The 23553-nt window shown below is 58.0% G+C and carries 22 protein-coding genes and 1 pseudogene; 14 read left to right on the top strand and 9 right to left on the bottom strand.

What is annotated here, in order from left to right; all coding sequences use genetic code 11:
• Positions 1-48: 48 nt before the first annotated feature.
• Positions 49-1266 carry a 7TM diverse intracellular signaling domain-containing protein gene (locus tag ACNHGR_RS04820; protein ID WP_475284342.1) on the bottom strand — a complete coding sequence of 406 codons (1218 nt, stop codon included), beginning with the start codon at positions 1264-1266 and terminating at the stop codon, positions 49-51.
• 507 nt (positions 1267-1773) lie between these two features.
• On the opposite strand from ACNHGR_RS04820, the gene ACNHGR_RS04815 reads away from it, so the two are divergent.
• The 4 genes from ACNHGR_RS04815 to ACNHGR_RS04800 all read left to right on the top strand — a co-directional run bounded on the left by ACNHGR_RS04815 (position 1774) and on the right by ACNHGR_RS04800 (position 7879).
• Positions 1774-3603 carry an ATP-binding protein gene (locus tag ACNHGR_RS04815; RefSeq protein WP_475284341.1) on the top strand — a complete coding sequence of 610 codons (1830 nt, stop codon included), beginning with the start codon at positions 1774-1776 and terminating at the stop codon, positions 3601-3603.
• Between the two features lie 218 nt (positions 3604-3821).
• Entirely contained in the window at positions 3822-4091 is a 270-nt protein-coding gene (locus ACNHGR_RS04810; RefSeq protein WP_475284340.1) for a hypothetical protein, read from the top strand.
• 62 nt (positions 4092-4153) lie between these two features.
• Positions 4154-5325 (top strand): IS3 family transposase gene (locus tag ACNHGR_RS04805; protein WP_475284339.1). Its coding sequence is split into 2 segments (ribosomal slippage): positions 4154-4418 and positions 4418-5325, totalling 1173 coding nucleotides; the frame shifts between segments, so codons are not numbered across the junction.
• A 64-nt stretch (positions 5326-5389) separates the two neighbouring features.
• Entirely contained in the window at positions 5390-7879 is a 2490-nt protein-coding gene (locus ACNHGR_RS04800; protein WP_475284338.1) for a hybrid sensor histidine kinase/response regulator, read from the top strand.
• A 339-nt stretch (positions 7880-8218) separates the two neighbouring features.
• Here ACNHGR_RS04800 and ACNHGR_RS04795 read toward each other — a convergent pair whose 3' ends face one another.
• The 3 genes from ACNHGR_RS04795 to ACNHGR_RS04785 are packed head-to-tail and all read right to left on the bottom strand — an operon-like array spanning position 8219 to position 12626.
• Positions 8219-8599 carry a response regulator gene (locus ACNHGR_RS04795; RefSeq protein WP_475284337.1) on the bottom strand — a complete coding sequence of 127 codons (381 nt, stop codon included), beginning with the start codon at positions 8597-8599 and terminating at the stop codon, positions 8219-8221.
• Between the two features lie 5 nt (positions 8600-8604).
• Positions 8605-12027: a chemotaxis protein CheB gene (locus tag ACNHGR_RS04790; protein ID WP_475284336.1), complete on the bottom strand. Its 3423-nt coding sequence runs from the start codon at positions 12025-12027 to the stop codon at positions 8605-8607.
• On the bottom strand, positions 12024-12626 hold the full coding sequence (locus tag ACNHGR_RS04785) for a PAS domain-containing protein (RefSeq protein ID WP_475288321.1): 603 nt from the start codon (positions 12624-12626) through the stop codon (positions 12024-12026). Before ACNHGR_RS04785 ends, ACNHGR_RS04790 begins: the two co-directional genes overlap by 4 nt.
• 385 nt (positions 12627-13011) lie before the next feature.
• Between ACNHGR_RS04785 and ACNHGR_RS04780 the strand changes: the two genes are divergently transcribed.
• Positions 13012-13413, top strand: coding sequence for a PilZ domain-containing protein (locus ACNHGR_RS04780; protein ID WP_475284335.1), 402 nt, complete (start codon positions 13012-13014; stop codon positions 13411-13413).
• Between the two features lie 281 nt (positions 13414-13694).
• Positions 13695-14507, top strand: a complete 813-nt coding sequence (locus tag ACNHGR_RS04775) for an IS5 family transposase (RefSeq protein ID WP_475284334.1) — start codon at positions 13695-13697, stop codon at positions 14505-14507.
• Between the two features lie 34 nt (positions 14508-14541).
• On the opposite strand, the pseudogene ACNHGR_RS04770 reads toward ACNHGR_RS04775, so the two are convergent.
• Positions 14542-14813, bottom strand: a pseudogene (locus ACNHGR_RS04770) (HU family DNA-binding protein).
• Positions 14814-14844: 31 nt separating this feature from the next.
• Positions 14845-15144: a hypothetical protein gene (locus ACNHGR_RS04765; RefSeq protein ID WP_475284333.1), complete on the bottom strand. Its 300-nt coding sequence runs from the start codon at positions 15142-15144 to the stop codon at positions 14845-14847.
• Between the two features lie 370 nt (positions 15145-15514).
• Between ACNHGR_RS04765 and ACNHGR_RS04760 the strand changes: the two genes are divergently transcribed.
• From ACNHGR_RS04760 to ACNHGR_RS04735, 6 genes are all read left to right on the top strand, one after another.
• Positions 15515-15703 (top strand): hypothetical protein, encoded by a 189-nt coding sequence (locus ACNHGR_RS04760; protein WP_475284332.1) that lies wholly within the window; start codon positions 15515-15517, stop codon positions 15701-15703.
• Positions 15704-15713: 10 nt separating this feature from the next.
• Positions 15714-15860, top strand: coding sequence for a hypothetical protein (locus ACNHGR_RS04755; protein WP_475284331.1), 147 nt, complete (start codon positions 15714-15716; stop codon positions 15858-15860).
• Positions 15861-16057: 197 nt separating this feature from the next.
• Positions 16058-16390: a hypothetical protein gene (locus ACNHGR_RS04750; protein WP_475284330.1), complete on the top strand. Its 333-nt coding sequence runs from the start codon at positions 16058-16060 to the stop codon at positions 16388-16390.
• 460 nt (positions 16391-16850) lie between these two features.
• A complete protein-coding gene (locus tag ACNHGR_RS04745; RefSeq protein ID WP_475284329.1) occupies positions 16851-17693 on the top strand; it encodes an SHOCT domain-containing protein in 843 nt (280 codons plus the stop codon).
• Between the two features lie 149 nt (positions 17694-17842).
• Positions 17843-18625, top strand: coding sequence for a transglutaminase-like domain-containing protein (locus ACNHGR_RS04740; RefSeq protein ID WP_475284328.1), 783 nt, complete (start codon positions 17843-17845; stop codon positions 18623-18625).
• Positions 18626-18781: 156 nt separating this feature from the next.
• A complete protein-coding gene (locus ACNHGR_RS04735) occupies positions 18782-19147 on the top strand; it encodes a hypothetical protein (RefSeq protein WP_475284327.1) in 366 nt (121 codons plus the stop codon).
• Between the two features lie 346 nt (positions 19148-19493).
• Here the strand turns inward: ACNHGR_RS04735 and ACNHGR_RS04730 are convergent, their stop codons facing one another.
• Positions 19494-20312: an exonuclease domain-containing protein gene (locus ACNHGR_RS04730; protein WP_475284326.1), complete on the bottom strand. Its 819-nt coding sequence runs from the start codon at positions 20310-20312 to the stop codon at positions 19494-19496.
• 590 nt (positions 20313-20902) lie between these two features.
• On the opposite strand from ACNHGR_RS04730, the gene ACNHGR_RS04725 reads away from it, so the two are divergent.
• Complete coding sequence (locus tag ACNHGR_RS04725; RefSeq protein ID WP_475284325.1) at positions 20903-21208, top strand: helix-turn-helix transcriptional regulator; 306 nt, start codon at positions 20903-20905, stop codon at positions 21206-21208.
• A 30-nt stretch (positions 21209-21238) separates the two neighbouring features.
• Here the strand turns inward: ACNHGR_RS04725 and ACNHGR_RS04720 are convergent, their stop codons facing one another.
• On the bottom strand, positions 21239-21508 hold the full coding sequence (locus ACNHGR_RS04720; RefSeq protein WP_475284324.1) for a hypothetical protein: 270 nt from the start codon (positions 21506-21508) through the stop codon (positions 21239-21241).
• Between the two features lie 66 nt (positions 21509-21574).
• Positions 21575-22111 (bottom strand): peptidoglycan L,D-endopeptidase MepK, encoded by a 537-nt coding sequence (gene mepK / locus ACNHGR_RS04715; protein ID WP_475284323.1) that lies wholly within the window; start codon positions 22109-22111, stop codon positions 21575-21577.
• Positions 22112-22289: 178 nt separating this feature from the next.
• Here mepK and ACNHGR_RS04710 point away from each other — a divergent pair, with 178 nt between their 5' ends.
• Positions 22290-23498 carry a L,D-transpeptidase family protein gene (locus tag ACNHGR_RS04710; protein ID WP_475284322.1) on the top strand — a complete coding sequence of 403 codons (1209 nt, stop codon included), beginning with the start codon at positions 22290-22292 and terminating at the stop codon, positions 23496-23498.
• Positions 23499-23553 lie beyond the last annotated feature (55 nt).

The following is a 23553-nucleotide window of genomic DNA, read 5'->3' as shown; positions in this document are numbered from 1 at the left end:
CTACGCCCTCACGCCACTCCCCCCGGCATGTAACACGATGGCCTGGTTTTACGCCGCCGAATGGCCGACTTTTGCTCCGCCGTTGACACGCAGACGTGAATAGCTGCGTGAGGCTGCAACCGAGAGCCAGAGTGTCTGCCATGCTGCTGCAAAAAGTACGAGGATCTGTGATCCTCCACCCCAGAACATGGCGTCTGCATCGAAAAAACTGGTGGAGGCAAGAACAAGCATTGGCACTGCCCATGCCCCAGCAAAGCTACGTGCCTCTTCACTCCCACGCCGCCAAGCCTGCGTGATCGAAACGGCCACTGCAGCCAAATTGGCAAGGACCAGGATGCCAAGCAGAGCGCCAAGCGTTTCGATCGGCCCGGATCGCATAAGGGACAGCGGTATGCCAATCGCAAACACGAGGGCCGTCAGTCCGATTGTCATTCGTCTGAGCCAGCGGCTGACATGGTCCTGATCAAGCGCAGTGACGGCACTCAACGTGGCAAGGGAAATAGCAAGGCAGGAGAGGCCCGTGCAAATTTGTGCAGAGACAGCGCCGGCCATTGAAGGAAAGAAAAAGAGATGGAGCTGCGACCAGCATGTGCCCCAGGCGACCATGGACGTAGCCCAAGCCGCTTGCCAGGCTGAGAATTGCCTACGAACAGCCAGTGCCAGCGAGGCATTATAGAGTGCGCCGGCGAGGAGCAGAACGAGCGCAGCGCCGATCAGAGCCGCCAATCCCGTTGTCTGCGTGCTTTCCTCGCCCCGTCCAACGAGCCTCATGCGCAAGAGCCGGGCACTCGCTACCTTGTCAAACCGCAACGTCACTGCACTCAGAGCCGTGTTGCGGTGAGGCGCACGAAATGCCAGCTGTCCGCCCGCCCGCCAGTGACTTCCAAAATCTCCGCTGCGGACATCCTGCCGTTCTATGGCGCCATCCGCATAGGAAAATGTGACAGTAAGACGATCGAACCGGGAACTATGCACGATCAGAGAAAGATCGTCGCGCTTGGCTGCGCTAATTGACACGATGGCCCGAAGCCACAAGGTTCCTTTCTGATAGCGGTCAGGCGTACCGGTACAGGAAAAGGTCGAAGGCGCGGCATTCCCTTGTGCCACCCTAGGGTTTGTAGCGTGGCATAGCGGATAACTCATCCGCAGCGCTTCGGCCGATAACGGAGACGACCAACACAAGCCGACTAATCCCGTGCAACCAATCAGGTGCAGGTTTGAGAGGATTGCCTTCAGGAGGCGCAGCATTGGCGAATCGCGGAACATGGCTGTGCGGATTATGGCAATAATGCAAAGAGATCATGGACAATGCGGTGAATTTCCTCCCGCCATCCAACGGTGTGTCGATCCCGGGGCGGCTGGGTACGATGCGGCATTGTCGGTCGAGGGCAGCTTCATTCAGACCGTGACGCTGAAGATATTCGCAATCGGCGCGAAGCGTTTTGACGCTGGACTACGCATGATAGGCTGGATCAGGAAAGGGCCAATTTGGCCGCGCTGAATATCAGTCCGGATGATCATACGGTTTTGGCATTGCAAACCTCCTTATGGAACTGAGCATCCCCCTTTTGTTAGCATCCGGCTATAGCGATCCGGCGCAACTACTACTGGAGCTTCGTTCGGCCACGGCGGTCCGGAAAACCTGTACGACGAATAGTAGCGCCAAGGCCATTTAGAAGCGTTCAGCGTAAAAGGCGACTGATTGAAGCGGCATTTTCGCAGAGCCGTCGCTCCTCGAATGGAACATTTTGCCTTGTGACAGGATTTAGCGTCTTGGGCGAGATCATCAGCGCGCGCCGAGGGGTATCAATGACTGTCACGCGTCGGGGGCCGAATCTTTTGTTGTTAGAAGCTGCATCTCCGCCAACGGGTGGTGACGCATCTGACATCGATTTGCTGCACAACATCAGCATCGCCTTGATTGGCGAAAATGATCGGTTCGAATTATATGGCAGGATCGTCGAGGCTGCAGTGACGATCACGGGAGCGCAGTTCGGGACGATGCAGCTACTTTGTCCAGCCGGTGACCCTTCTGGTCATGGCGGGCAGCTTCAGCTTCTTGCTCATCGCGGCCTTTCGCCCGAAGCTGTTGGCTTCTGGCAGTGGGTTAGTCCGGCGGCCTATAGTAGCTGCACACTCGCGTTGAAGCTCGGCCAACGTGCCATCATTCCCGATTTTGAGACATGGGACGCCATTGCCGGGACGCGCGATCTTGAGGCCTTTCGCGCTGCCGGCATACGGTCGGCGCAGACGACGCCGCTTCTGTCGCGCAACGGCAAATTGCTCGGCATGATTTCTACCCATTGGAGCAGGCCACATCAGCCCTCCGAGCGAGATTTGCGATTGCTCGACATTGTGGCTCGTCAAGCAGCCGATCTGCTGGAACGCACCATCGCTGAAGAACAGCTGCGCCATCTCAATGAAACGCTGGAAGCTCGTGTAGAGGCCCGGTCGCGCGAGTTGATGGCGGCGGAGGATCAGGTCCGTCAACTCCAGAAGATGGAGGCGATCGGTCAGTTGACCGGAGGCGTTGCCCATGACTTTAACAATCTGCTCACCATCATCCGTGGATCGGCAGAGCTGCTGGCATCGCGCGAACTGCCGCGCGACAAGCAGAAGAAATATATCGGCGCCATCGCCGACACCGCCGATCGCGCGGCGAAGTTGACCAGTCAACTTCTCGCCTTTGCGCGCCGGCAGGCGCTTCGTCCGGAAATCTTCAACGCAGCGAGCAAGGTCGACAGTGTCGCAGACATGCTGCGGACGGTGGTGGGATCGCGTATCGATCTTGTCGTCGATCCCATATGCAAATCCTGCTTCGTCGAGGTAGATGCCAGCCAGTTCGAAACTGCGTTGATCAACATAGCCGTCAATGCCCGCGATGCAATGGAAGGCGAAGGCCGCATCACCATCTCCATCGAAGCCGCCGGATCCATCCCTGCCCGCCGCGGTCATGCAGGCGCCAAAGGTGATTTCGTCAAAGTGTCGGTGACGGACGTCGGCTCGGGTATTGCAGACACGCAACTCCAGCATATTTTCGAACCCTTTTTTACGACCAAGGAAGTCGGCAAGGGTACCGGTCTTGGCCTCAGCCAGGTTTATGGTTTCACCAAACAGTCGTGCGGCGAAATCAATGTAAGCAGCCGCCTTGGCCAAGGGACGACCTTCAGCCTTTATCTACCCCGCGTCGCTGCTGAGCATATCGCAGAGCAGGCCCGGCTTCCCGGAAACGTTGCCAACGTTCCGGCGAACATCTTGATCGTAGAGGATAATGAACAAGTCGGGGAGTTCGCTACTCAGCTTCTCTGCGATCTCGGCTTCGTTACCCGGCGCGCCGCTAACGCCCATGAGGCGCTCGCTATCCTGAACAAGGAAGCGGAGGAGATCGATATTCTTTTCTCGGATGTCGTCATGCCCGGGATTGACGGCCTGGAACTTGCGCGTCGGGTTCGTTCGTGCTGGCCTGCGATCAAAGTCGTGCTGACCAGCGGTTACAGCCATGTCCTTGCCGATGATGCGCATCATGGTTTTACCCTGCTTCACAAGCCATATTCCGTGGAGCAATTGTCGGGCGTGTTGCAAGGAGGACAGCGTGAACGCTGAAAGCGGCTGGCTTCCAATTCCCTATGTGGACTGTGCCGACTTAGTATGCGCTATGGTCGCGCCTTTGCTGCTGGTGAACGCACGCTCCAAGAGGCTCAGTCTTTCACCCGGGAAACTGCTGCACGTGGGGACATTGTGCTTGCCCTCTGATGCCATTTAGGCAGGCCGAGGGAATTATGTCGGATAGCCTAACGGAGATATTCCCGGGACACTCCACGATGAGCGCGCTGATGCGCGCGCATGATTGGAACGCGACGCCGTTAGGCCCTCCGGAACACTGGCCCGAAGCACTTCGGGCGCCACTTAGGCTGATGCTCCTATCGCGTTTTGAAATGTGGCTTGGTTGGGGCGAGGACCTCAGTTTCTTCTACAATGACGCCTATATTGCGACATTAGGTGCCAAACATCCCGCAGCGTTAGGTGTGCCCATGTCGCAGGTGTGGCGTGAAGTCTTTGACGATGTGAAAGACCGCATCGTGTCTGTCTGAGGTGGTCTCGCTTTTCTGGACAGGGTGCTAAGCTAATCCCGACCTGATGGATTGGTACGGGAATGAAGACGACGAGGAAGCGCTACAGCGCCGATTTCAAAGCCAAGGTGGCGCTGGAAGCGATCCGGGGTGACCTGACGTTGGCGGAGCTGGCGGCAAAGCACGGCGTGCACCACACGATGATAGCGTCGTGGAAACGCCAAGCGATCGACGGGATGGCGGGGACGTTCTCCGGGGCGGGTGAAGCGGCCAAGACCGTCACCGAAAGCGAGGTGGAAAAGCTGCACGCGAAGATCGGGCAACTGGTGGTGGAGCGGGATTTTTTGGCGAAAGCCTTCGGTCGATGAGCGTAGATCGGAGGCGAGCGATGGTGGAAGTTGCTCACAGCCGCCTGTCGATCTCGGCGCAATGCAGTTTGCTACGGATCAGCCGCTCTTCCTATTACTACGCTCCGGTGCCGGAAACGGACGAGACGCTGGGACTGATGAGGGTCATCGACGAGACCTTCATGGAGTGCCCATGGTACGGCAGCCGCCAGATGGCGCGGCACCTGCGCCGGGCAGGTCATCAGGTAGGGCGCCGCCGGGCTCGGCGGCTGATGGCAAAGATGGGCCTGACGCCAATCTACCAACGGCCGCGCACGAGCGATCCGCACCCGCAGCACCGGGTCTATCCGTACCTGCTGCGCAAGTTGGTGATCGAGCGGCCCAATCACGTCTGGTGTGCCGACGTGACTTACATCCCGATGCGGCGCGGCTTCCTCTATCTGGTGGCGATCATGGACTGGGCAACGCGCAAGGTCTTGGCCTGGCGGTTGTCGAACACGATGGATGCCGGCTTCTGCGTGGCGGCGCTGGAGGAAGCGTTGGGCCGCTTCGGCAAGCCGGAGATCTTCAACACCGATCAGGGCAGCCAATTTACGTCGCAGGCCTTCACCAGCGTGTTGCGCGACGCCGAGGTCCGCATCAGCATGGACGGTCGGGGCCGGTGGATGGACAACGTCTTCATCGAGCGCCTGTGGCGATCCTTGAAGTACGAGTGCGTTTACCTCCATGCGTTCGAGACTGGCTCGGAGTTGCGTGCTGGCCTTGGCCGGTGGATCACCTATTATAACACCCAGCGTCCGCACTCAGGTCTTGCCGGAAAAACCCCGGCAGAGGCCTATGGGCGGTCCGAGCAATCAGATCATGGGGGGCATGCCCCCCATGATCTGATGATCAAGCAGGCGGCATGAACGACAACCGGGATTAGCTTAACTCAGCCGCCAAACTGTCCAAGAAGGCGGGACCACCTCAGTCATGCGTGATGGCGTTGCGACCTGGGATGAGCAGTTGCTACTTCTATTGGAACGTAATGGCTATCCGGAAGAAACCTACCACACCTTTTCATACAGCCCGCTGATCGGCGATAGCGGGTCCGTTGAAGGTCTGATGTGTGTCGTCAGCGAGGAAACCGAACGCGTTATTAGCGAACGGCGGATCACCATGTTGAACGCGCTTTCCGCTGCGTTGCTCGCCGCGAAGAGCCGCGCCGAAGTGGTCAGCACCGTCCGTCAAACATTTGCTGGCGGCAAGGATTTCCCTTTTGGCGATTTGGTGTTGCTTGAGGCGGTGGACGTTCCAGGTCCGATAACGACGAACGATGTGCCATGGCCGATCGCCTCGATCGCAGATGAGACGAAGGAGGTCGTCGTAGCGCTCGAGGGACTGATGACCGTCCCGCCAACCGGCGCTTGGCAGATCCCTCCACGCGAAGCATTGATGGTGTTGGTGAACCAATCGGGCGCGGCACAACCGGCCGGTGCGTTGGTTCTGGCGTTGAATCCTTATCGACCGCTCGACGGGGCAACTACTAATTTTGCATTGCTTATCGCCAGCCAGATCGCTGGAGCGCTTGCTACGATCGAGGCGATGTCGGCACAACGTCGCGATCGGGATCGTCTATGGACCCTGAGTCAGGATTTGATGCTGGTCTGCAACTTTGAAGGCATAATAGGCTCTGTGAATCCGACGGCTACACGTCTTCTTGGCTGGGCGGAGGATGAGATGGTGGGGCATGTCCTCGCAGATTTCGTTCACCCCGAAGATTTGGCCAGCACCGCCGCGGAAGTAGGCAAGCTGGCGCAAGGCGTCACGACACTGGCTTTCGAAAATCGCTACCGGTGCAAGGATGGAAGCTACCGATTACTCGACTGGAACGCGGTACCAGATGCCGGCCATATCCATGCCGTGGCGCGCGACATCACGAACGAACGTCAGCTCGCCCGCGACCGCGAGCGCATCTGGGCCATATCGCCAGTCGTTAAGGTGGTTGCCACAACTTCTGGGCTCATCAAGGCGGTCAATCCGTCATGGACCACGATATTGGGATGGACCGAAAAGGAAACGGTTGGTTGCGGTATCCTGGAGTTTGTCGCCGAAGACCGCGACGCTGCGGAAGCTCGTCTGGAGACACTCGCGGCCAGCGATGCATCTGTCTTAGAGTCGCAAAGCGTCTTGCGTGCCAGCGACGGTCGACATGTGCGGTTTTCGTGGACTACGGTTCCAGAGGCCGGAATGCTATATCTGTTTGGGCGAGATATTTCCGCGGAAACCGAAGCAGCCGAGACGCTCGCAGCTACGGAGGAGGCGTTGCGTCAGAGCCAGAAAATGGAGGCAGTGGGCCAGCTGACAGGGGGCATCGCCCATGACTTCAACAACCTTCTTGCAGGGATTCTGGGCAATCTTGAGCTACTTGACCTGCGCATGGCGCAAGGCCGAATCGAAGCGATCCCTCATCACCTGGAAACCGCGCAGGGCGCAGCAAAACGTGCCGCTGCTCTCACCCAGCGCTTGCTTGCCTTTTCCCGAAGACAAACGTTGGATCCCTCGCCGGTCAATGTCAATCAGCTTATATCTGGACTGGAGGACCTCGTGCGGCGCACAGTCGGTCCATCGATCGAAATCGAAGTCGTGGGTGCAGGTGGCCTTTGGCCGACGCTGGTCGACCGGTATCAGTTGGAAAATGCAGTCCTGAACCTATGCATAAACGCTAGGGATGCGATGCCGGATGGTGGACGCCTGACAATCGAGACAGCCAATAAATGGCTCGACGATCGCGCGGCGCGCGAACGGGAATTGCCGCCGGGCCAATACATCTCGCTTTGCGTCAGTGACACAGGGATAGGGATGACACCCGATGTCATCAGGCGTGCATTTGACCCATTTTTTACAACCAAGCCGCTGGGAGAGGGAACAGGACTGGGCCTATCAATGATTTACGGCTTCGTTCGTCAGTCCGGCGGACAGGTGCGTATCTATTCCGAGGTTGGGTCGGGCACAAACATGTGCATCTATCTTCCCCGGCATATCGGCGATGCCATCGATGTTGATCAGGCGCTAGAGCCTAGCCTGCCGCCGCCTGAGGGGCATGGAGAAACCGTTCTGGTGATCGATGATGAAACGTCAGTTCGCTCCCTTATCGTGGACGTGCTGGCAGATAGCGGATATCATGTTGTGGAAGCCGCGGACGGCCCAAGCGGCCTGAAGATATTGCAGTCGGACCTCCGTATCGACCTATTGGTGACCGATGTCGGACTACCCGGTGGGATGAACGGCCGTCAGGTTGCTGATGCCGGCCGGGCTTTGAGACCCGAACTCAAGATCTTGTTCATCACTGGCTACGCTGAAAACGCGGTTGTCGGAAACAGGCTTCTCGAACATGGAATGCAGATTATAACCAAACCGTTCGGGATCGAAGCGGTAGCTAATAAGATCAGAGACATGATTGATCATGACGAGATGTCATGAGGTGACCTGCTCATAATAATAGTTTCTAAATCGGTGCAATCGAGTTGACGCATATTCAGTTGCATAGCATCCATCGTGACAATAACACGATAGGATCGCTCGATATTTCAGCAGCGGGTGCGCGCTTTGATTACTTACATACTGGCGGGCCGGTCCAGTTAAACCTTCGCACAGGTGGTTATCGGCGCAGTTCTACAACAGCGCAATCCGAAACAGCGCGCTGCTCCCGAGTTGCTCGGTGGATATTCCTTACCCGGAAAACCGCTTAATCCTATTTTTGCGAAAAAACCGGAGCCGTCGTAAAACATATCGCTGATAAATTTATTCGCCTGAGCCACGCTATGCTGCGGCGCACACCACATCTTCGTCGCCTCTGATGACTTTCCGTAAGGTGTCCTTAAGCCGGGAAGGCGAGCATGGCTTACCACAGACCACAAACTCGAGGAAGCGATCGACCAGCAATGATGGATCTGCATGCCCAGAATGAAAAATGATAGGCACGCCGGCGCTGACTAGCGCTTCCGCCACCGGATAGACCTCGCCATCTGCCAGCTGGACGTCGAGTATTGCGCAATCTGGAAGCGCACTACCAACCGCGGTCAAGGCGGACGCGACGGAGATGTAAGGACCATCGACGGAGAAACCCGCTTCTTCAATGGTGTCCTGAAGATCGAGCGCAACGAACAGTTCGTCTTCAACCAGCAATACCGTTCCGGCCATTCACATCATCCATCAGCAAGCGCTTGCGAAGGCAAACAGATCTCGATTACAAAAGTTCCATCTTTCATCTCCCGCGTAACTCCAGCGCCGAGTTGCTTCGCGGAAGTCTTCACTAGCACGGTCCCGAAACCGGTCCCCTCTACGAGAACGGTTGCATGAGAGCATGCCTCTACCCAGCGCAATCGCACGGCATCTTTTTCAAGCTGCCAACCAATTTGCAGAACGCCGCCATCAGAACCCAAAGCTCCGTATTTCGCTGCATTCGTAGCCCACTCGTGCAGTATGAGCGCAAGAGGCGAAAGTGCAGACCGGGCGATGCGAACATTCGGTCCATCGACCGTTATTTCAGCGTGGTCGCGATAGGGTGCGAGGGTCGCATTCACCAGATCAGCCAGATCAGTGGCCTGCACCTCACCAGTCGGTGACGCGAGTGAATGAGCGTTACCCAAGGCCGCTATCCGTTCCCGCATGTCCGTCGCGAACGCGCGAACGTCCTGATGGGTGCGAGAACCCGCGGAAACCATGCCAGCGACGATGGCGAACAGGTTCTTCACTCGATGGTTCATCTCGCGCAGCATCAACTCGCGCGTTTCTGCGAGCGCATATTCTGGCGTCACATCGATGGAAACCCCCACAAGACGAGGCGATCCGTCACCGGTAATTAGTCGGCCGAAGCTCTTTATGCGACGCATCTGGTCGCCCTCGACAACCCGGTAGCTCGCCTCGAAGTCGCCGCCGTCGGCCACCGCCTTCATGAGGGCTGCGTCAAACTCGGGTCGATCATCGGGATGCAGGCGGCTTAGCCGCGTTTCAGCATCGGTGGAAGCCGTATCGGCTGATATCCCGAGGATCTCGCGACCATGGGCATCGACGACCGCTTCGCGCGTCTCAACGTCATATTCCCATACGGCGATGCCACCCGCCCGAATTGCCATATCCAGCCGCTCGCGCTGAGCCGCCAGATTTCGTTCCATTGTCAGGGCGTCGGTGATGTCCGTCAGTACCAATGTCGCGCCGTCCGTAGCACCATTTTGCATACGATAGGGGAGGGTTCTCAGCGACAGGGCACGCTCCCCATCCCGGGTCGTCACGCGGCGCTGGATTGCTGCATGCCCTGCCGCGACTGCCCGGGCATCCTCCATATAGTCTGCCTCGACAAGGCGCGTCGATACGTCCTCCAGTGGACGCCCTCGGTCGCTTGGTTGCAGGGGAAAGAGTGACGTCGCGGCTTCTGTGAAGCTACGGATACGCAGGTCCGAATCCAGCACGATCACCGCCAGTTCGGTCAATTCAAAGAAATTGCGCAAGTCGGAATTGGCGACGGTCAGCTGATCGACCTTGGATTTAAGCTCGTCGTTGACGGTGGACAGCTCCTCGTTTGTGGATTGGAGCTCCTCGTTCATAGACATCATCTCTTCGTTGGAGCTCTTGAGCTCCTCGTTAGCCGTCTCCAGTTCCTCTACAGTGGAGCGCAAACGATGGCGGGTAACGCGCAGCTCGTCCTCGAGCGCATCAAGATGGTCGTCGCCCGCGTCCATCTCAGCCACGTCATCTTCCAAGGAAGGCCTGAAGGGGGCGGTATCCCGGAAAACGAAAAGCAACGTCCCGTCGGGCAGCGGATCGCACACGACGTCGATCTGCTGCTTGCCATATTCCGTCTCGACCTGCACGTCCCGTACCACGACCCGCTTACGGCTATCGCGCCCCTCTCGCAGCAGTGGGCCGAGTACGGTGCGCAGACCCGCGCGAGCCAGGCTGATCGCACTCGATCCGCCGGTGCGGGTCACGGGGAAGTCGAAATAGCGTCCCAACCGGCCGTAGGCGGCAATAATAATTCCGCCATCCTGATTTAGCACCATAGTTGCAGGGGCATAGCGGTCCACGATCTGGCGCACTGCTGCACCCTCGTCCGACAATGTGCGTCCGCTACCCCTTTCAGTTCGGCCGTCCGCGCGAGTGCCGCGCGGATAGGCGCTGCCAGGCAGGTCTATGGGATAGCTGGGCGGACCTGGGGCACGCTTAAACAGGCGCCCTTGCTGATCGAGTGTCGGGAACAGATGTTCGAACCGGCCGACGCTCTCCGACGGGCCGAGGAAGAGATAGCCACCGGGACGGATCGCATAGTGGAGGAGCGGCATTACCGATTGTTGCAGGCGGTCGTCGAAGTAAATGAGGAGATTGCGACAGGACACCAGGTCGATCCGCGAGAAAGGCGGGTCCTTGACAAGGCTATGGCTGGAGAAGCGGATCATGTCCCGGATTTGCGACGCGATAGTGAAGCGCTCCGCGTGGGGGATCGCATAATGTTCCCGCAGCGCAACCGGCATGTCGGCGAGGGCCGAGGCGGGATATATGCCCTCGCGCGCAATCTGTAACATGCTTTCGTCAATGTCGGTCGCGAAGATCTGCACGGTAGCCGGAGTCACACCAAGGTTGCGCGCCGCTTCCGCAAACAGGATCGCGATGCTGTATGCTTCCTCGCCGGACGAGCAGCCGGGAATCCAGACGCGTATCTCCTCGCCGTCGCTGTCCTGCATCAGCGGTTCCACGACCTGCGTGCGCAGTCGCTCAAAGAGCTCGGCATCACGGAAGAAGCGTGTAACGTTGATAAGGAGGTCTCGGAACAGCGCTTCGCACTCCTCCACGTCGGCCTTTATGCGTGCCAGATAGGTGCTGCCCGAACCGATACCCAGCACATGCATGCGCCGTTCGACCCTGCGTATCAGGGTTGTGCGCTTGTAACCCGAGAAGTCGTGGCCGACAGCGGCACGCAAGGTCTTGCACATTTCTTCGATATGGTCCGCGACCAGCGCGGCCTCTCGCTCTGCTGCATCAACCGTTTGGTGGTTGAAGAAGGCAATCAGGCAGTCGAGCATCTCGCGGGGCTGCTTCACATAGTCGACGAGCCCCGTGCCAACGGCTGACAGCGGCATACCGTCATAGCGCGCACTTTCAGGCTGCTGGACCAAGCAGACGCCGCCATTCTCCTTGATGGCGCGTAGCCCAGTGGTCCCATCTGCGCCGGTGCCCGACAGGATGACGCACGCTGCATCCCCCTGCTGGTCGGTGGCAAGCGAGATGAAGAAATCGTCGATGGGACGGCGCAGGCCGCGTGGTTGCGCGAACTCGGTCAACTCCAGCACGCCTTCGCGGATGGCGAGGCCATGTCCTGGCGGAATGATATAGACCTTGTCTGCCGCGATGCGCTCGCCTCCTTCGGACTGAAGCACTTCCAGGGTCGTGTGGCGGTCGAGCAGCTGCGCCATCATGCTCTCATGCGTGGGGTCGAGATGCTGCACTATGACGAAGGCCATGCCGGTCGCCCCCCGCGCCGTAGACAGCATATCGCGCAGCGCCTCGAGCCCGCCGGCCGACGCACCAATGCCAACGACGGGCAGGCGTGGCGACGGAAAATTCCCGCCGCTCAAAGGAAGGAACCGCGATCTAGCTCGAGCAGGGTCAGCTTAGCCTGCGCTATGGTGGCAGCAGAGTTCGCGATCGTCATCAATGATCCCTCGACCACGATGCCGCTTTCCGCCAGCACCGGGCTTATTCGGTGCAGCGTCCGGCCGAGGGCGATATCATATTCCTGCAAAAGGTCTGCCTGCGTCCGGCTGACGTCGAACTGTGACGCGAAGATATAGCGTACCTCGCCCGATTGGCCCCGCAGCTTCGACATGTAGAGGAGGTTGACGAACGGACGGCTATCCTTGCGGAAGTTGACGATGGACGTGCGGACGTTGGTAATCCGGTCCTCTGCCAGAAACGCGTGGATCTTCTCGCGCGCCTCGTCATTCCGGCTCTCGCCCTGGAGAAAGCGGCAATTGCGACCGACGATTTCGCCGGCAGCGTAACCGGTCAGGTCACGAAAACGTCGGTTGGTCAGCAGCAAAGCATGATCGTTCGATGCCTCTCCCAGGGAAAGGGCGACCGGAGAGTTGTCGAAATAGTCCCGAAGCTCTGCGGGAAGGTCATCACGGCGCATGTATTCTCCGATGGCGTAAGATTGCCGAAAATCTTCCGGCATGGTCAAGGCCCAGTTGCCCGCCCTAACGGCAAAGCGTCGCGGGGACAACGCGCAGTATTATGATTAACTTACATTAATTCCAAACGACCCGTAGGCCGGCAGCCTATAAAAAGTTTAAGGAACTTGAGAGTACTGGCCACGCGGACCAGATCGGTTGGCGTTACTCAACGCCGTTGAAATAAACGCTGATCTGCATCCGCAACGGCAGGCGACAAACATTCCCGCACAGGCAGCATCTAGGTGGGGGGAGGAGGCGGCAAAACACGAAAATCATGTCCTGGGTTAATCATTTGGTCACCTGCGAGGTTCATTTTTTATAGTTCCGGGCTCAAGCGCACGCGTCCTTCGCTTCGATCCTTGACCAGGATTTGCGCTTAGACAGGCGATGGCGTTGGAGTTCCCGTGTTCGGGAGTGCAGACCATGCTGCCATCGCTATATGAACGACTGCGCAAAGCCGACCGACGTCGCGATGCAAGATTCGCTACGTCGTTCAGGGCCACCCTAACTTTAGACACCGGGAGCAGGTCCGTCGTGGTTGGGGACATCTCGGCAGGCGGAGCGATGCTCGAAGCTGCAAACGACCTCTGGCCAGGCCGTAAGCTTTCGCTCATGGCGAAAAATCTGGAAGTTGACGGCGAGATCCGATGGAGAAATGATAGGCTCTGCGGCGTCGCTTTTTCCATGCCGGTTGATCCAATTGCTGTAATCGCCGCCAACGCCGGGGACGTTGTGGACATTGTTGCCGAGAAACCGCCCTCATCACCTGGCCAGTCCGACGGGTCATAAATGCTCATCGCTGCATCGCCCTGATGAAAATTTTGACGCCGATTGAGTAATATGGCGGACGGCTTTGTCGTCATACGCGATGCCAATGTCCATTATCGGTTCGAATGAGGGATACCGCCGTGGCGCGCGCAGAAATTCGCCGAGACAGGCTGGTGCGGGCCTAAATAATATCGTTGGTCCTCCGCTAAGCTAAGAGGCTGTCTCAGAACGCTATCGTAACGGTGGACGGCCGAGCTTCGATATGATTCCGAGGGGTTGCGACACCAACCTTGGAAGCCATCATGTGGAACCCGACCGCACGCGCGCATCATAGCCGCGCGCAGCTTCGCTATGGAAGCGATCTTACGGACGCGGAATGGCATTTGATCGAACCGTATTTGCCCGCGCCATGCCAATGCGGGCGGCGACGGCGTTGGCCGATGCGGGAGATCATCGAGGCCATTTTCTATTTGCTGCGGGCAGGATGCCCCTGGCGGCTTTTACCTGACAGCTTTCCGCCATGGCGGACGGTCTACCGCTGGTTCTGCACTACGCGTGATAATGGAATATTCGAAAGTCTCAACCATCATCTCGTCCAGATGGACCGCGTTCGCGCAGGGCGAGAAGCGATGCCGTCAGCGGCGGCCATCGACAGCCAGAGCGTGAAAACTACCGAAGCAGGTGGACCGCGCGGCTATGACGCAGGGAAGAAGATCATGGGCCGCAAGCGCCACGCCATGGTCGATACCGATGGCCGTGCGCTCGAACTGCTGGTCCATGGCGCTGATGTGCAGGACCGAGACGGCGCAGTGCCTTTGCTCATGCAGTCACGCCAGCGGCACCCCTTGGTCGAGCATGCCTATGCCGACAGCGCCTACAACAGCGATCGCGTCCGGGACGCCACCTCCATCACAATAGAGATCGTCCGAAAGTTCGCCGACCAGACCGGGTTCGTCGTCCATCCCAGACGATGGGTGGTTGAACGAACCTTCGCATGGCTCAATCGAAATCGCCGTCTCGCCAAGGACTTCGAGCGAACCATCAAATCCGCAACGGCCTTACTCTATGCCGCCGCTGCCATCGTCCTCATCAGGCGCATCGCTCGTTACGCATAAGATTCAAGACAGGCTCTAAGGATCAGAGCATCTATCAGCCGTTCAGCTTGTCCCTAAGCGCCTTGGCATGCGTGAATCCAAGCTTCTTGAATTCGGCGATGCTAATCGCCTCACCGGTCGAAGGGTTACGCCCTTCGCGCGCGGCGCTATGCTTAACCTTGAACTTGCCGAAGCCGGGGATAGAGACTTCCTCGTCCTTTTCGACGGCTGCGACCTGCACGAACAGGGCGACCACAATTTTTTGACGGAGGTCTTCGCAAGGCCTTCGTCAGCGGCGATCGAGGCGATGACATCGGTCAGCGTCATAGCTATTCTTCAATATACTGATTCAGGCGGGTCAAATGCCAAGTCGGCAATGATCCGTTGAGAGGGAGGCGGAGGACGTCCGCCGCGGCGCCGTTTTTCTGCTGGGCGAATTGGCTGGAAGCAAGTATTTGAGGGCAGCACTGGCAGCAGTGCGGCCGAGCTGGGCCAAAAGCTGGATTAATTCGCGCGGTTCTCGCTCGGTCAGCATCTCAATCGGAACGTGCTGGACAATGGCGGTATAGCGTGATCGCAAGGGAAGGCGCGCTGCGTCGATTTCATCGCCCAGCTTGCGCTGCCTTGTTTCGAGCTCGCGTTCGGCAAGCTTTGGCAAGATTCATGTTCCGTCATGGGGCTGGCCCCTGGAGAAAAGATTGCCAGATTGCCGCCAGATAGCAAGATCGCTTCGTCCACGACTGGAAATCCGGTCTGACTGATCTGGATCAGGCTGATTTCTTTGGAAATCTGCCTGGATAGAGGTCAAATTGATGTACTCGACGTCGCACGGTCCTTCGTGTGATTCATGCGCTTCGTCGACTCTTTTGTGCGGAAAGCTTATGGCGCGTCGTCCGGTGGGCGGGGCGCCTTTTTTTAAGTGTACGGTCACCGAAGAATTACCTACTGATGCAGATTAGTGAAGCATTAAAAGCCGGGAACAAGGCTCTCGTAGGTCCGTTGCTCTATCTCAAGCATAGGAGAGAGATATGGTGGATGAAGCGAGCGACGGCGAAGAAAATTTCGATGTCCAGAGTGACGAGATTGAACAAGTCTCGGAACAGGCTGATAGTACCGATACAGACGTCGATGTCGACGATGAGGACAACACCGACGAGCTTGAAGATGTCCAGAAGGACGCTGCCGAGAAGCGGGAAGCAAAGGGGGGCTACCAGTAAGGAGTCTGCCGTGCCCAAGCTTCAATATGATGCTCTGCCGTCGCTCAGTGATTTGGAACTGGTTGCGGCCTGGGATATGGTCGAGGACTATTCCACCCTGACGCCTATCGAAATCGCTATCTTCCTTGAGATGGCATCTCGGGACCTGTGCGTTTGATCCTGTCTGCGGTTGCGACGCTGTGTAGAGCCATCGAGGGCAGCACGGCGTCGAACCGCAAGGCGTAAGCATGCGGCGCGTCAGTCGGACGATCTGGACGTTCGGATTTCGACCGGCGCTCGCCGGCGGATCTTGGTCACTGATTAGCCGGACGGCTTACGAGAGATTTTCCGCGAAGCAATGGAGCACTGATCAATATGAGCAAGGATGACCGCAAGCCGTCCGCACCGCCAGCCTATGACAGCGATCAGAAGGCCACCAACGAAAGCATCGGTATCACCCCACTTAGCCGGCCTTCCGCACACGATCGGGGACAGCGTGCCAAGCCGGGCTCCGGACCGGTCGAGGGCAGCGGCGCTGGTGCAGGTGGCACTTACGACGGAAGTGAAGATTATGATGAAGACAGTGCCGGGGGCGGTGGTGCGCCCTCTGCGGGTACCGATCCGTCGAAATTTGAAAGCGCAGTGAAAAAGGGTGCCGCTGGCGAAGCGCAGGAGCCCAGACTGCCTCCCGACACGAAATCGCTTTAGATTGCTTGCTCTGTGCTTTGCAGGCTCCGAGTTCATAGCACGAGACTATTGCAGATCCTTACGCTTTCGAATTGCCGGGCTTGGCACTCGTTCAGGCCCGGGAGCAGCTGTGGGGCATCATCAGTTACGGTTTGACGGTCGCTCGGATGAAAGGGCTCTAACGGCCGCCCGCAGATGCTTACTATCAGCGACCCGGCACAGTCCGGCAGATCGGGGTTTTTACGGGAAGGCTTATCTTGCGTTGGGTCGTCGCGGTTCTGCTCATCTATCGCCGCTAGCGCAAGCCTGCGACGTTTCTACGGTCAGCGACGGTATCACGATCCACTGCAAGAGTATCGATCGGGCGATCGGCCGCATTTCTTCCAGATGGTTCGGCCCACCCACGTTATAGCACTCAGCGTTGCATTGCGGGCGTCGAAGACGGGAAGGAACCGATGAGGATATCATTCGTCCAACCCGCATGGATTTTCAGACCAAACAGCAAGGTGCTCCATTGCCTCGCCGGCTGACAGAAGCAGGTGAGCGTCTTGCAGTTGAGGCTGCTGCAAGACATGGCGTAAGCGCCGATGCGACATCCGTTCTGCTTCAAGCGATCATTGAGGGCAATGGCCATCAGGCACAATTCAGTCATCCAGATCTCGGGGGCATGGGCCAATGGTCGACAGGGGGCATGCTGATGATCGGCGACATGTTTAATAACGGCCTAAAGGCAAAAATCAGTGCACTCGCCGATGACTTGGCCCGTGCCGCAATCCAGGATCTGAGTTTTGTTGCGCCGCCTAGGCCAGCCTCATCTTCCGCCGATTCCAGCGCGTCTTCTCGTTGGCCAGAAGGCCTCGGCACGCCATCCGCCACCGGCTCGCAGAACCAGATGCACTATGCCGTGTTTCCGGCAAGCCGGCGGCTCGCAGTCGTTACAGACGGTCACATGACGATTTACGACACGGCTGACCATGTGATTTCCGGACTCGCCCAGCAGCAGGGAAACGGTCAGAGCTTAACTTTGGCGAGCCAGAATGGTCCGGTGTCATTGTCTAGCCTTCAGCCGGTCAGCCATCTGGAGCCGCAGCCGAGCCCGCCGGAACTAGTTTCAAAAAAGCATGATGTCGCTCGAGAGGGGCTGGGCAGCACTGAGGGTTCAACTACGGGTCCGGCCCAGGATCGTCCATCCAGAGGCTGGATAGAAGATGAGCACGCGTCTATCTTTGCCAAAATAGAGGGGCTGTCGGGCCTTCACGACAAGAAGATCATCACCGCCGAGGAATATGCCGTCAAGAAGGCCGAGCTGCTTGGCCGACTGTAGCAGTACTGACATCGAATCGGCGGCACAGGTGTATCGCCAGCCTCCTCAATGCTTTTGGCATGTCATCGAGCTCGCCGCGACGCTGTGCGATCGATCAACTCCCTGAGCACATTTTATTCTGCCATTTCGCCCGAAAAGGTTCATCCGTCATGAAAATGAATATCCATGCGCATCTCGACTATGAACTGGACGAACCTACCGATGTGCTTTTGCAAGTCGAAGCAGCCGCCATTCCCGAGCAGACCGTAGGGTGGTCAGATCTCATCCTGCCCGACGCCGAGCACGTCGCGCGTGTACCTTCTCAGGACTGCATTGGTGAACGCATCTGGCTGCGCCTTTCGGGCAAGATGGTCGTCGACTATCGGGCAACCGTAACCGTCAATCGCCTGCTAGCTGATTGCAGAACGCTTCCCAAAGTACCACCGCATCAGCTCCCAGGTGAGACCGTACCCTACCTTCTGGCGTCGCGCTATTGCGAGTCCGACCGGTTCCACACGTTCGTCGATGCCGAATTCGGCAAGGCCGAAGGCGGCGAGCTCATAATGGCGATGCGGGACTGGGTTCACGGCCACCTGAGCTATGTGCCGGGATCGAGCAACGTTAAAACGACAGCGAGCGACACCTTCATCTCGCGGCAGGGAATTTGTCGCGACTACGCCCACCTTATGATCTGCCTGGCGCGCGCCGCCGGCGTCCCTGCCAGAATCGCAAGCGTCTACGCCTTAGGCGTAAATCCCCCGGACTTCCACGCAGTTGCAGAGATATTCCTAGGCGGCGAGTGGCACCTCGTGGATCCGACGGGGATGGCAAAGGAAGCCGCGATGGTAAAAATCGGGGTGGGCAGGGACGCAGCGGATATCGCTTTCCTCACCGCATTCGGCAATGCGCGGCTGATTGCACAATCGGTGTCGGTCGAGCCCAATTTTGATTGAGCATCAGGTGGTTCCAACCAAGATGTCCGCGAGGTAAGCAAAACGCCCACAACGCCTTAAATGGCCGGTGTTCCGTTTCCTTTAACCACGATCGTTACTCATACATCATGTCTCCTAAACTGAGGAACGAGCGTTGATGCTAGAAATTGGTGCAGCATGAAAACAACGACGATGGTCATGACAGCCGCAGTGTTCACCTGCACGATTGCCGCTTGCGACGGACCGAAGGAAAAGGCGGGCGCTGCAAGGGATGAGGCCGCTGCCAACGCTTCTGGCGTCCCGTATGAAGGGGATGGCCCTGCCGAGCGTGCCGGTCGAGCGGCAGATCGTTCAGATCGGGCCGCTGCGGAAGCCCGCGATTCCCGAGCCGAAGCGCTAGAAGATCAGGGACGTGCCATCGAAGCGGAGGCGGATGCAGAAGCTGATAAACTGGAACAGCGTGCAAAATCCATTCGCGATGCAGCCAGAGTGAAGGTTGAGGAGCTGAACAAGCAAGCAGAGAGCCTCAAATCGGCTTCTTGATTATTCTCTTGTCGCCAGGCAATTACGCACAGAATGCTTAAGTTTGTCGGGCTACTGAAACCGAGCGGAAATCCCTCTGCCGCTTCATTGACTAAATCTCTCAATAGATAGGATGCGATCAAGATCGGTTCGCGCGTCAACGACTTCTGGCCCACAACTTCAATGATCCCCCCGCCAACAGGTTGGAGTCGCTTCCCCACGCCTTCAGCGCAGCAGTCTGGCTAGGCGCAATGACATAGGAGTCACGGAAGCCGGCCACGTCCTATAGATCTGAAGTTTCGGCTTGCGCGCCATCTCGACAACACGCATCGGTCGCATCGGCGTTAAGTAGCTCGCGGGCCGGTGATCAGGATACTGAGGAAAGGTTTAGCCGCGCGCGGATCTCTTCTTCTACCACGATCTCGATACCCGAACTGGCGCGGCGCATCTCGTCAGCACGTCGATAATCGACGTTGGCTGTGTAGAAGCGCCCGAATGGCTGGTCGTTGCTGACAACGAGCATATTCGTCGTCGAACCAACGGCGGCGACCACCCGTGCACCGGCTGAAGCGAGAAACTGCGCCAGCGCCCCGTCTCGGGGAGCGCCCAGGATGGCGATACGTTTGCCCTTGAGCGGACCAACTAGTGCCGGTTTTGGTGCGGGACCAGCACGCAAGTTCGCCGGTACCAACCAACCCGCCAGTTCGATGCCAGTATGGTCGATGGCGCGTAAGATCACCATCCCAGCAGCGCGGGCGTCGCTGAGCGCATCGTGGTGCTTGTGGCGAACTCCGAGGAACTTCGCCAGGACATTCAGGCGATGGCTTGCCAGCTCCGGCCAGGCTTGCTTTGCCACGCGGACGCTGTCTAGCCAGCGCGTCTCGATTGGGTCGCGGGAATGAACAGCGCATGCCGCGCCCAGGGCGCCTTTGTCGAAATAGGAGTGCGCTACCGTCACGCGGCCTGCGAGGTGACCGTTCACGATTTCGTGGATGTGACCGTAGGTCGGCTGCCCGATAACGTGATCGCTGGTGATGCCGTGGATACGGGTATTGAAGGAGGAGAAGTGGTCAAGCGGGTCGACCAGTGTCTCGTACTCGAACGTCTCCACGCCGTCCTTGAACCCTACAATGCCGATCTGACAGATGCTGCTTACGCGCGAACAGGATGTTTCGACGTCGACCACCACGAAGTCGGGAACGTGCGGACCAGGTGTCAAATCAGGAGTCGGGATTAGGGAGACGCTCATTAGCGTGAGAACATATCAGGTCCGGTCGCCACACGCATCCGCTAATCGATGATAGCATCCACAGCGATGCTTTCATTCAGCCGTGGTCGTTATCTCATACCGGCGCTTGACATCCAGCACACATTAAACGCCTGATTTCAATGGGAGAAAAGGAAACAGCCTTTCTTGCGGACTGGTTCAGCCGAAAAGTTGCCGATGCGAGAGGTATAAAAATCCAGCGTATGATCGGTTCTGGCGTGAGCGAATAATTCCGACACACTGTATGTGCGACGTGCGTTGGACGAGAGGCAACGTCGCGAATGGGAGCTTTCTCAATTTTCTGCGGCGATATCGACAGCTTTTTGTCGGCTGGACGGTCGCTTGCCATGATAGGAATGGATTGCCACACCGATCGCTCATCGCCAAGGATCATCAGAAGTTGCGTCTCTTGCAAGCAAACTGGTTAAGATCAATGCCTGGTTAAAGGGATGAATGATTTACCTTTACGATGCGCCGTGATTTCGGGGAGCGGGCGGGGCTTCAGGAACATGGTTCCGCAGTGGATCATCATTGAATTTGGCCCTTGGCTTGAACGTTCGCGAGACGGGACCATATATGTCTTCGGCGGGCAGACCGATCTTGATGATTGGTATGCCATGAAAGAGTTCGAAGAGCAGTTTTTGCGCATCGGTAAGGTCATTGAAAAGACCGGCAAGCCGAGGGCTTCCATATATCGGGAAATGCAGGCCGGGACATTTCCCCGGCCTGAGCGCATTGGACCAAGGGCTGTCGCTTGGCGTCTGTCCGAGCTATGCCGCTGGATGGAAGCCCCGCGGAACTACCAGGTGGACTGAAACCATTGAAGCGGGGCCGTCGACGCAGGGTCAGCCAGCTCGTGCGCGGCGCACGGCGCGCTGCATTGCGCTTCCGCTGCGTCGATAGTCTCCCCACCAACTGAGCATCTTGCGCCGATGCTCAAGGTAGCGCGCAGAGTTGTAAATTCCCCGCACGCCGCGAGGTACGTGGGCAAGCTGCAACTCGATCCAGTCGAGCTGGAAAAGGCCAGATTCGTTGAGAACCGTGCTCGCGAGGGACCGAAAGCCGTGCACGGTGACTTTGCCCCTCATCCCCATCCGATAAAGGATGTCTAGCATTCTGTTCTCGCTGATAGTGTCCGAGCGAGGATTACCTTTATCACGTAGCCGCCTCGTGCGCTTTTATTACCAGTGTCGAATGCGTCCGGTGTCCACATGGACGAAATTGCTTTCGGGATAATAGCCAACGCCGCCCGCGCGTAGTGACAAGGCCGCTTTGTGCAGGTTAGCCAGCCTGACATTCTTGAGATTAATGTCGACCGCCTTGCCGAGCATATGCTGGCTTTTCGACGCGACGCCAGACGTGGTGCGATGCAGCCTGCCGTTGGTACGAGGCGAGCGGTAGCCCGAAATCAGGGAAAAAGGCGCGCGCTTGTCTGCGCCGGTTGCATGTTGAAGCTGGACCAGAGTGTCGAAGAGTTTGGTATCGATGCGCGTCACATCATTAGTGCGCCAGTCGCGCAGAAAATGGTTGAGCTCAGCAATCCCGGACGAGCGGAACCGTCCCCCGGAATAATAGCAGACATCCACGCGCTCGCCATTATGCGTGTTGTGGAACAGCAAACGCCTTTCAGGAATGGCAGCCCATGCGACCGCCGAGAAAAGCTGGCTCGCGCCACAGGCAGCGGCGCCAAACAGCACCGACCGTCGATCAAAGTTCATAAATTTTCGTTGGTCCCGATATTTGCTCAGGGAGACAAAGGCCGCTTTCCAGCGTTTCCTATGCGACTATCACATAGGGATTTTATTCGGTGATGAAAAGGCGGGTTCCACGTCATCTTCTCGTTTTCGTGGACAATATGTGACATGAAAATGCGCATATCGAAAGAAGGAGATTGATATGCGGCGCAGGCTGAAGGCCCTGATCGCGTTGGCCGCCGTGGCGACTAGCATGGCAGCTATGGGTTCTGGGGCGCAGGCGAAGGAGGCGGCCTATCGCCATTACAGCCTGGGCAAGCTGACCACGCCCACGCCCGATCCGGTGTCGGGCGGGCTGCTGCTGATGGGCGGGGGCGATCGCAATCACGACGCTATGCAATGGTTCTTCGCCTCCATTGGTCTCATTTTTGGCGGTTCCTCCACTTTTGCCCAGCCATTGATCGATCAGACTGGGGCGCATGTCAGCCTGCCTGCCAGCATGGATAGCCAAGTCTTCGAAGCGCAGGTTCTCCTCGATCGCGCCGGCTTCGGGCCCGGCGTGATCGACGGCCGCCATGGCCGGTTCTTTGTCGCTGCCCTGACCGCTTTCCAACAGGCTCATGGGATCGATCCATCCGGAAAGCTCGATGCAGCGAGCTTTGCCGGACTGCGGCAAGGTGCAGCCCCGACCGTCATTCGCATGCTCCTCAAGGATGATGCGCTGGACGCCTCCTTCACGCCCGATTTGCCGCGCCGCATCGCAGACCAGGCTGGACTTCCCTATCTGGGCTATCGCGATGTCATTGAACGGCTTGCCGAGCGCTTCCACACGACGCCAGGCACTTTGTTCGCTCTCAACCGTGGCCTTTCAAATCCCAGGCCCGGACAGACTTTGATCCTTCCCGGCCTCATCCCGGCAGACAAGGCCTATGATGAAGCGATGGATCTTAAATGGCGGCAGATGCTTGCGACCCTGAATATCGGCGCGAAACAGCCCAGGGCAGCAAGGATCGAAGTTAGCAAGGCGCAAAGTCTCCTCAAGGTCTATGATGCTGCGGACAGGCTCGTGGCGCAATTTCCTGCCACCACCGGCAGCGAGCATGATCCGCTGCCGCTCGGTAAATGGGCGATCAAGGGCACGGCATTCCTGCCCACCTATCATTATAATCCCGACCTGTTCTGGGACTCGAGCAAGGGGGATGAAAAGGCGCAGCTTGCGCCAGGCCCGAACAGCCCGGTTGGCGTAGTCTGGATCGACCTCGACAAGCCCCATTACGGCATTCACGGAACACCCGAACCTTCGACGATTGGCCGATCGGAAAGCCATGGCTGCATTCGACTGAGCAACTGGGATGCTGCGCGCCTTGCGCAGATGATCACGCCTGAAACGATAGCTCAGTTCGTGGCCTGACGAGACCGGCATGGCGCCTTGTCGTGCCATGCCGGTCTCTCCAACTTACCTAACC

It is taken from the genome of Sphingobium sp. RS1 (assembly GCF_056156825.1).
Note: the sequence above shows the minus strand (reverse complement) of the source record. Positions and strands in the feature narration are given on the sequence as shown.

What these genes read in the sequence shown, in the direction of transcription:
- ACNHGR_RS04820 (WP_475284342.1), bottom strand. Translation starts at nt 1,266, where the DNA reads ATGTTCCGCGATTCGCCAATGCTGCGCCTCCTGAAGGCAATCCTCTCA.
- ACNHGR_RS04810 (WP_475284340.1), top strand. Translation starts at nt 3,822, where the DNA reads ATGAGCGCGCTGATGCGCGCGCATGATTGGAACGCGACGCCGTTAGGC.
- ACNHGR_RS04800 (WP_475284338.1), top strand. Translation starts at nt 5,390, where the DNA reads ATGCGTGATGGCGTTGCGACCTGGGATGAGCAGTTGCTACTTCTATTG.
- ACNHGR_RS04795 (WP_475284337.1), bottom strand. Translation starts at nt 8,599, where the DNA reads ATGGCCGGAACGGTATTGCTGGTTGAAGACGAACTGTTCGTTGCGCTC.
- ACNHGR_RS04785 (WP_475288321.1), bottom strand. Translation starts at nt 12,626, where the DNA reads ATGCCGGAAGATTTTCGGCAATCTTACGCCATCGGAGAATACATGCGC.
- ACNHGR_RS04780 (WP_475284335.1), top strand. Translation starts at nt 13,012, where the DNA reads ATGGCGTTGGAGTTCCCGTGTTCGGGAGTGCAGACCATGCTGCCATCG.
- ACNHGR_RS04775 (WP_475284334.1), top strand. Translation starts at nt 13,695, where the DNA reads ATGTGGAACCCGACCGCACGCGCGCATCATAGCCGCGCGCAGCTTCGC.
- ACNHGR_RS04760 (WP_475284332.1), top strand. Translation starts at nt 15,515, where the DNA reads ATGGTGGATGAAGCGAGCGACGGCGAAGAAAATTTCGATGTCCAGAGT.
- ACNHGR_RS04750 (WP_475284330.1), top strand. Translation starts at nt 16,058, where the DNA reads ATGAGCAAGGATGACCGCAAGCCGTCCGCACCGCCAGCCTATGACAGC.
- ACNHGR_RS04745 (WP_475284329.1), top strand. Translation starts at nt 16,851, where the DNA reads ATGGATTTTCAGACCAAACAGCAAGGTGCTCCATTGCCTCGCCGGCTG.
- ACNHGR_RS04740 (WP_475284328.1), top strand. Translation starts at nt 17,843, where the DNA reads ATGAAAATGAATATCCATGCGCATCTCGACTATGAACTGGACGAACCT.
- ACNHGR_RS04735 (WP_475284327.1), top strand. Translation starts at nt 18,782, where the DNA reads ATGAAAACAACGACGATGGTCATGACAGCCGCAGTGTTCACCTGCACG.
- ACNHGR_RS04725 (WP_475284325.1), top strand. Translation starts at nt 20,903, where the DNA reads ATGGTTCCGCAGTGGATCATCATTGAATTTGGCCCTTGGCTTGAACGT.
- ACNHGR_RS04720 (WP_475284324.1), bottom strand. Translation starts at nt 21,508, where the DNA reads ATGCTAGACATCCTTTATCGGATGGGGATGAGGGGCAAAGTCACCGTG.
- mepK (WP_475284323.1), bottom strand. Translation starts at nt 22,111, where the DNA reads ATGAACTTTGATCGACGGTCGGTGCTGTTTGGCGCCGCTGCCTGTGGC.
- ACNHGR_RS04710 (WP_475284322.1), top strand. Translation starts at nt 22,290, where the DNA reads ATGCGGCGCAGGCTGAAGGCCCTGATCGCGTTGGCCGCCGTGGCGACT.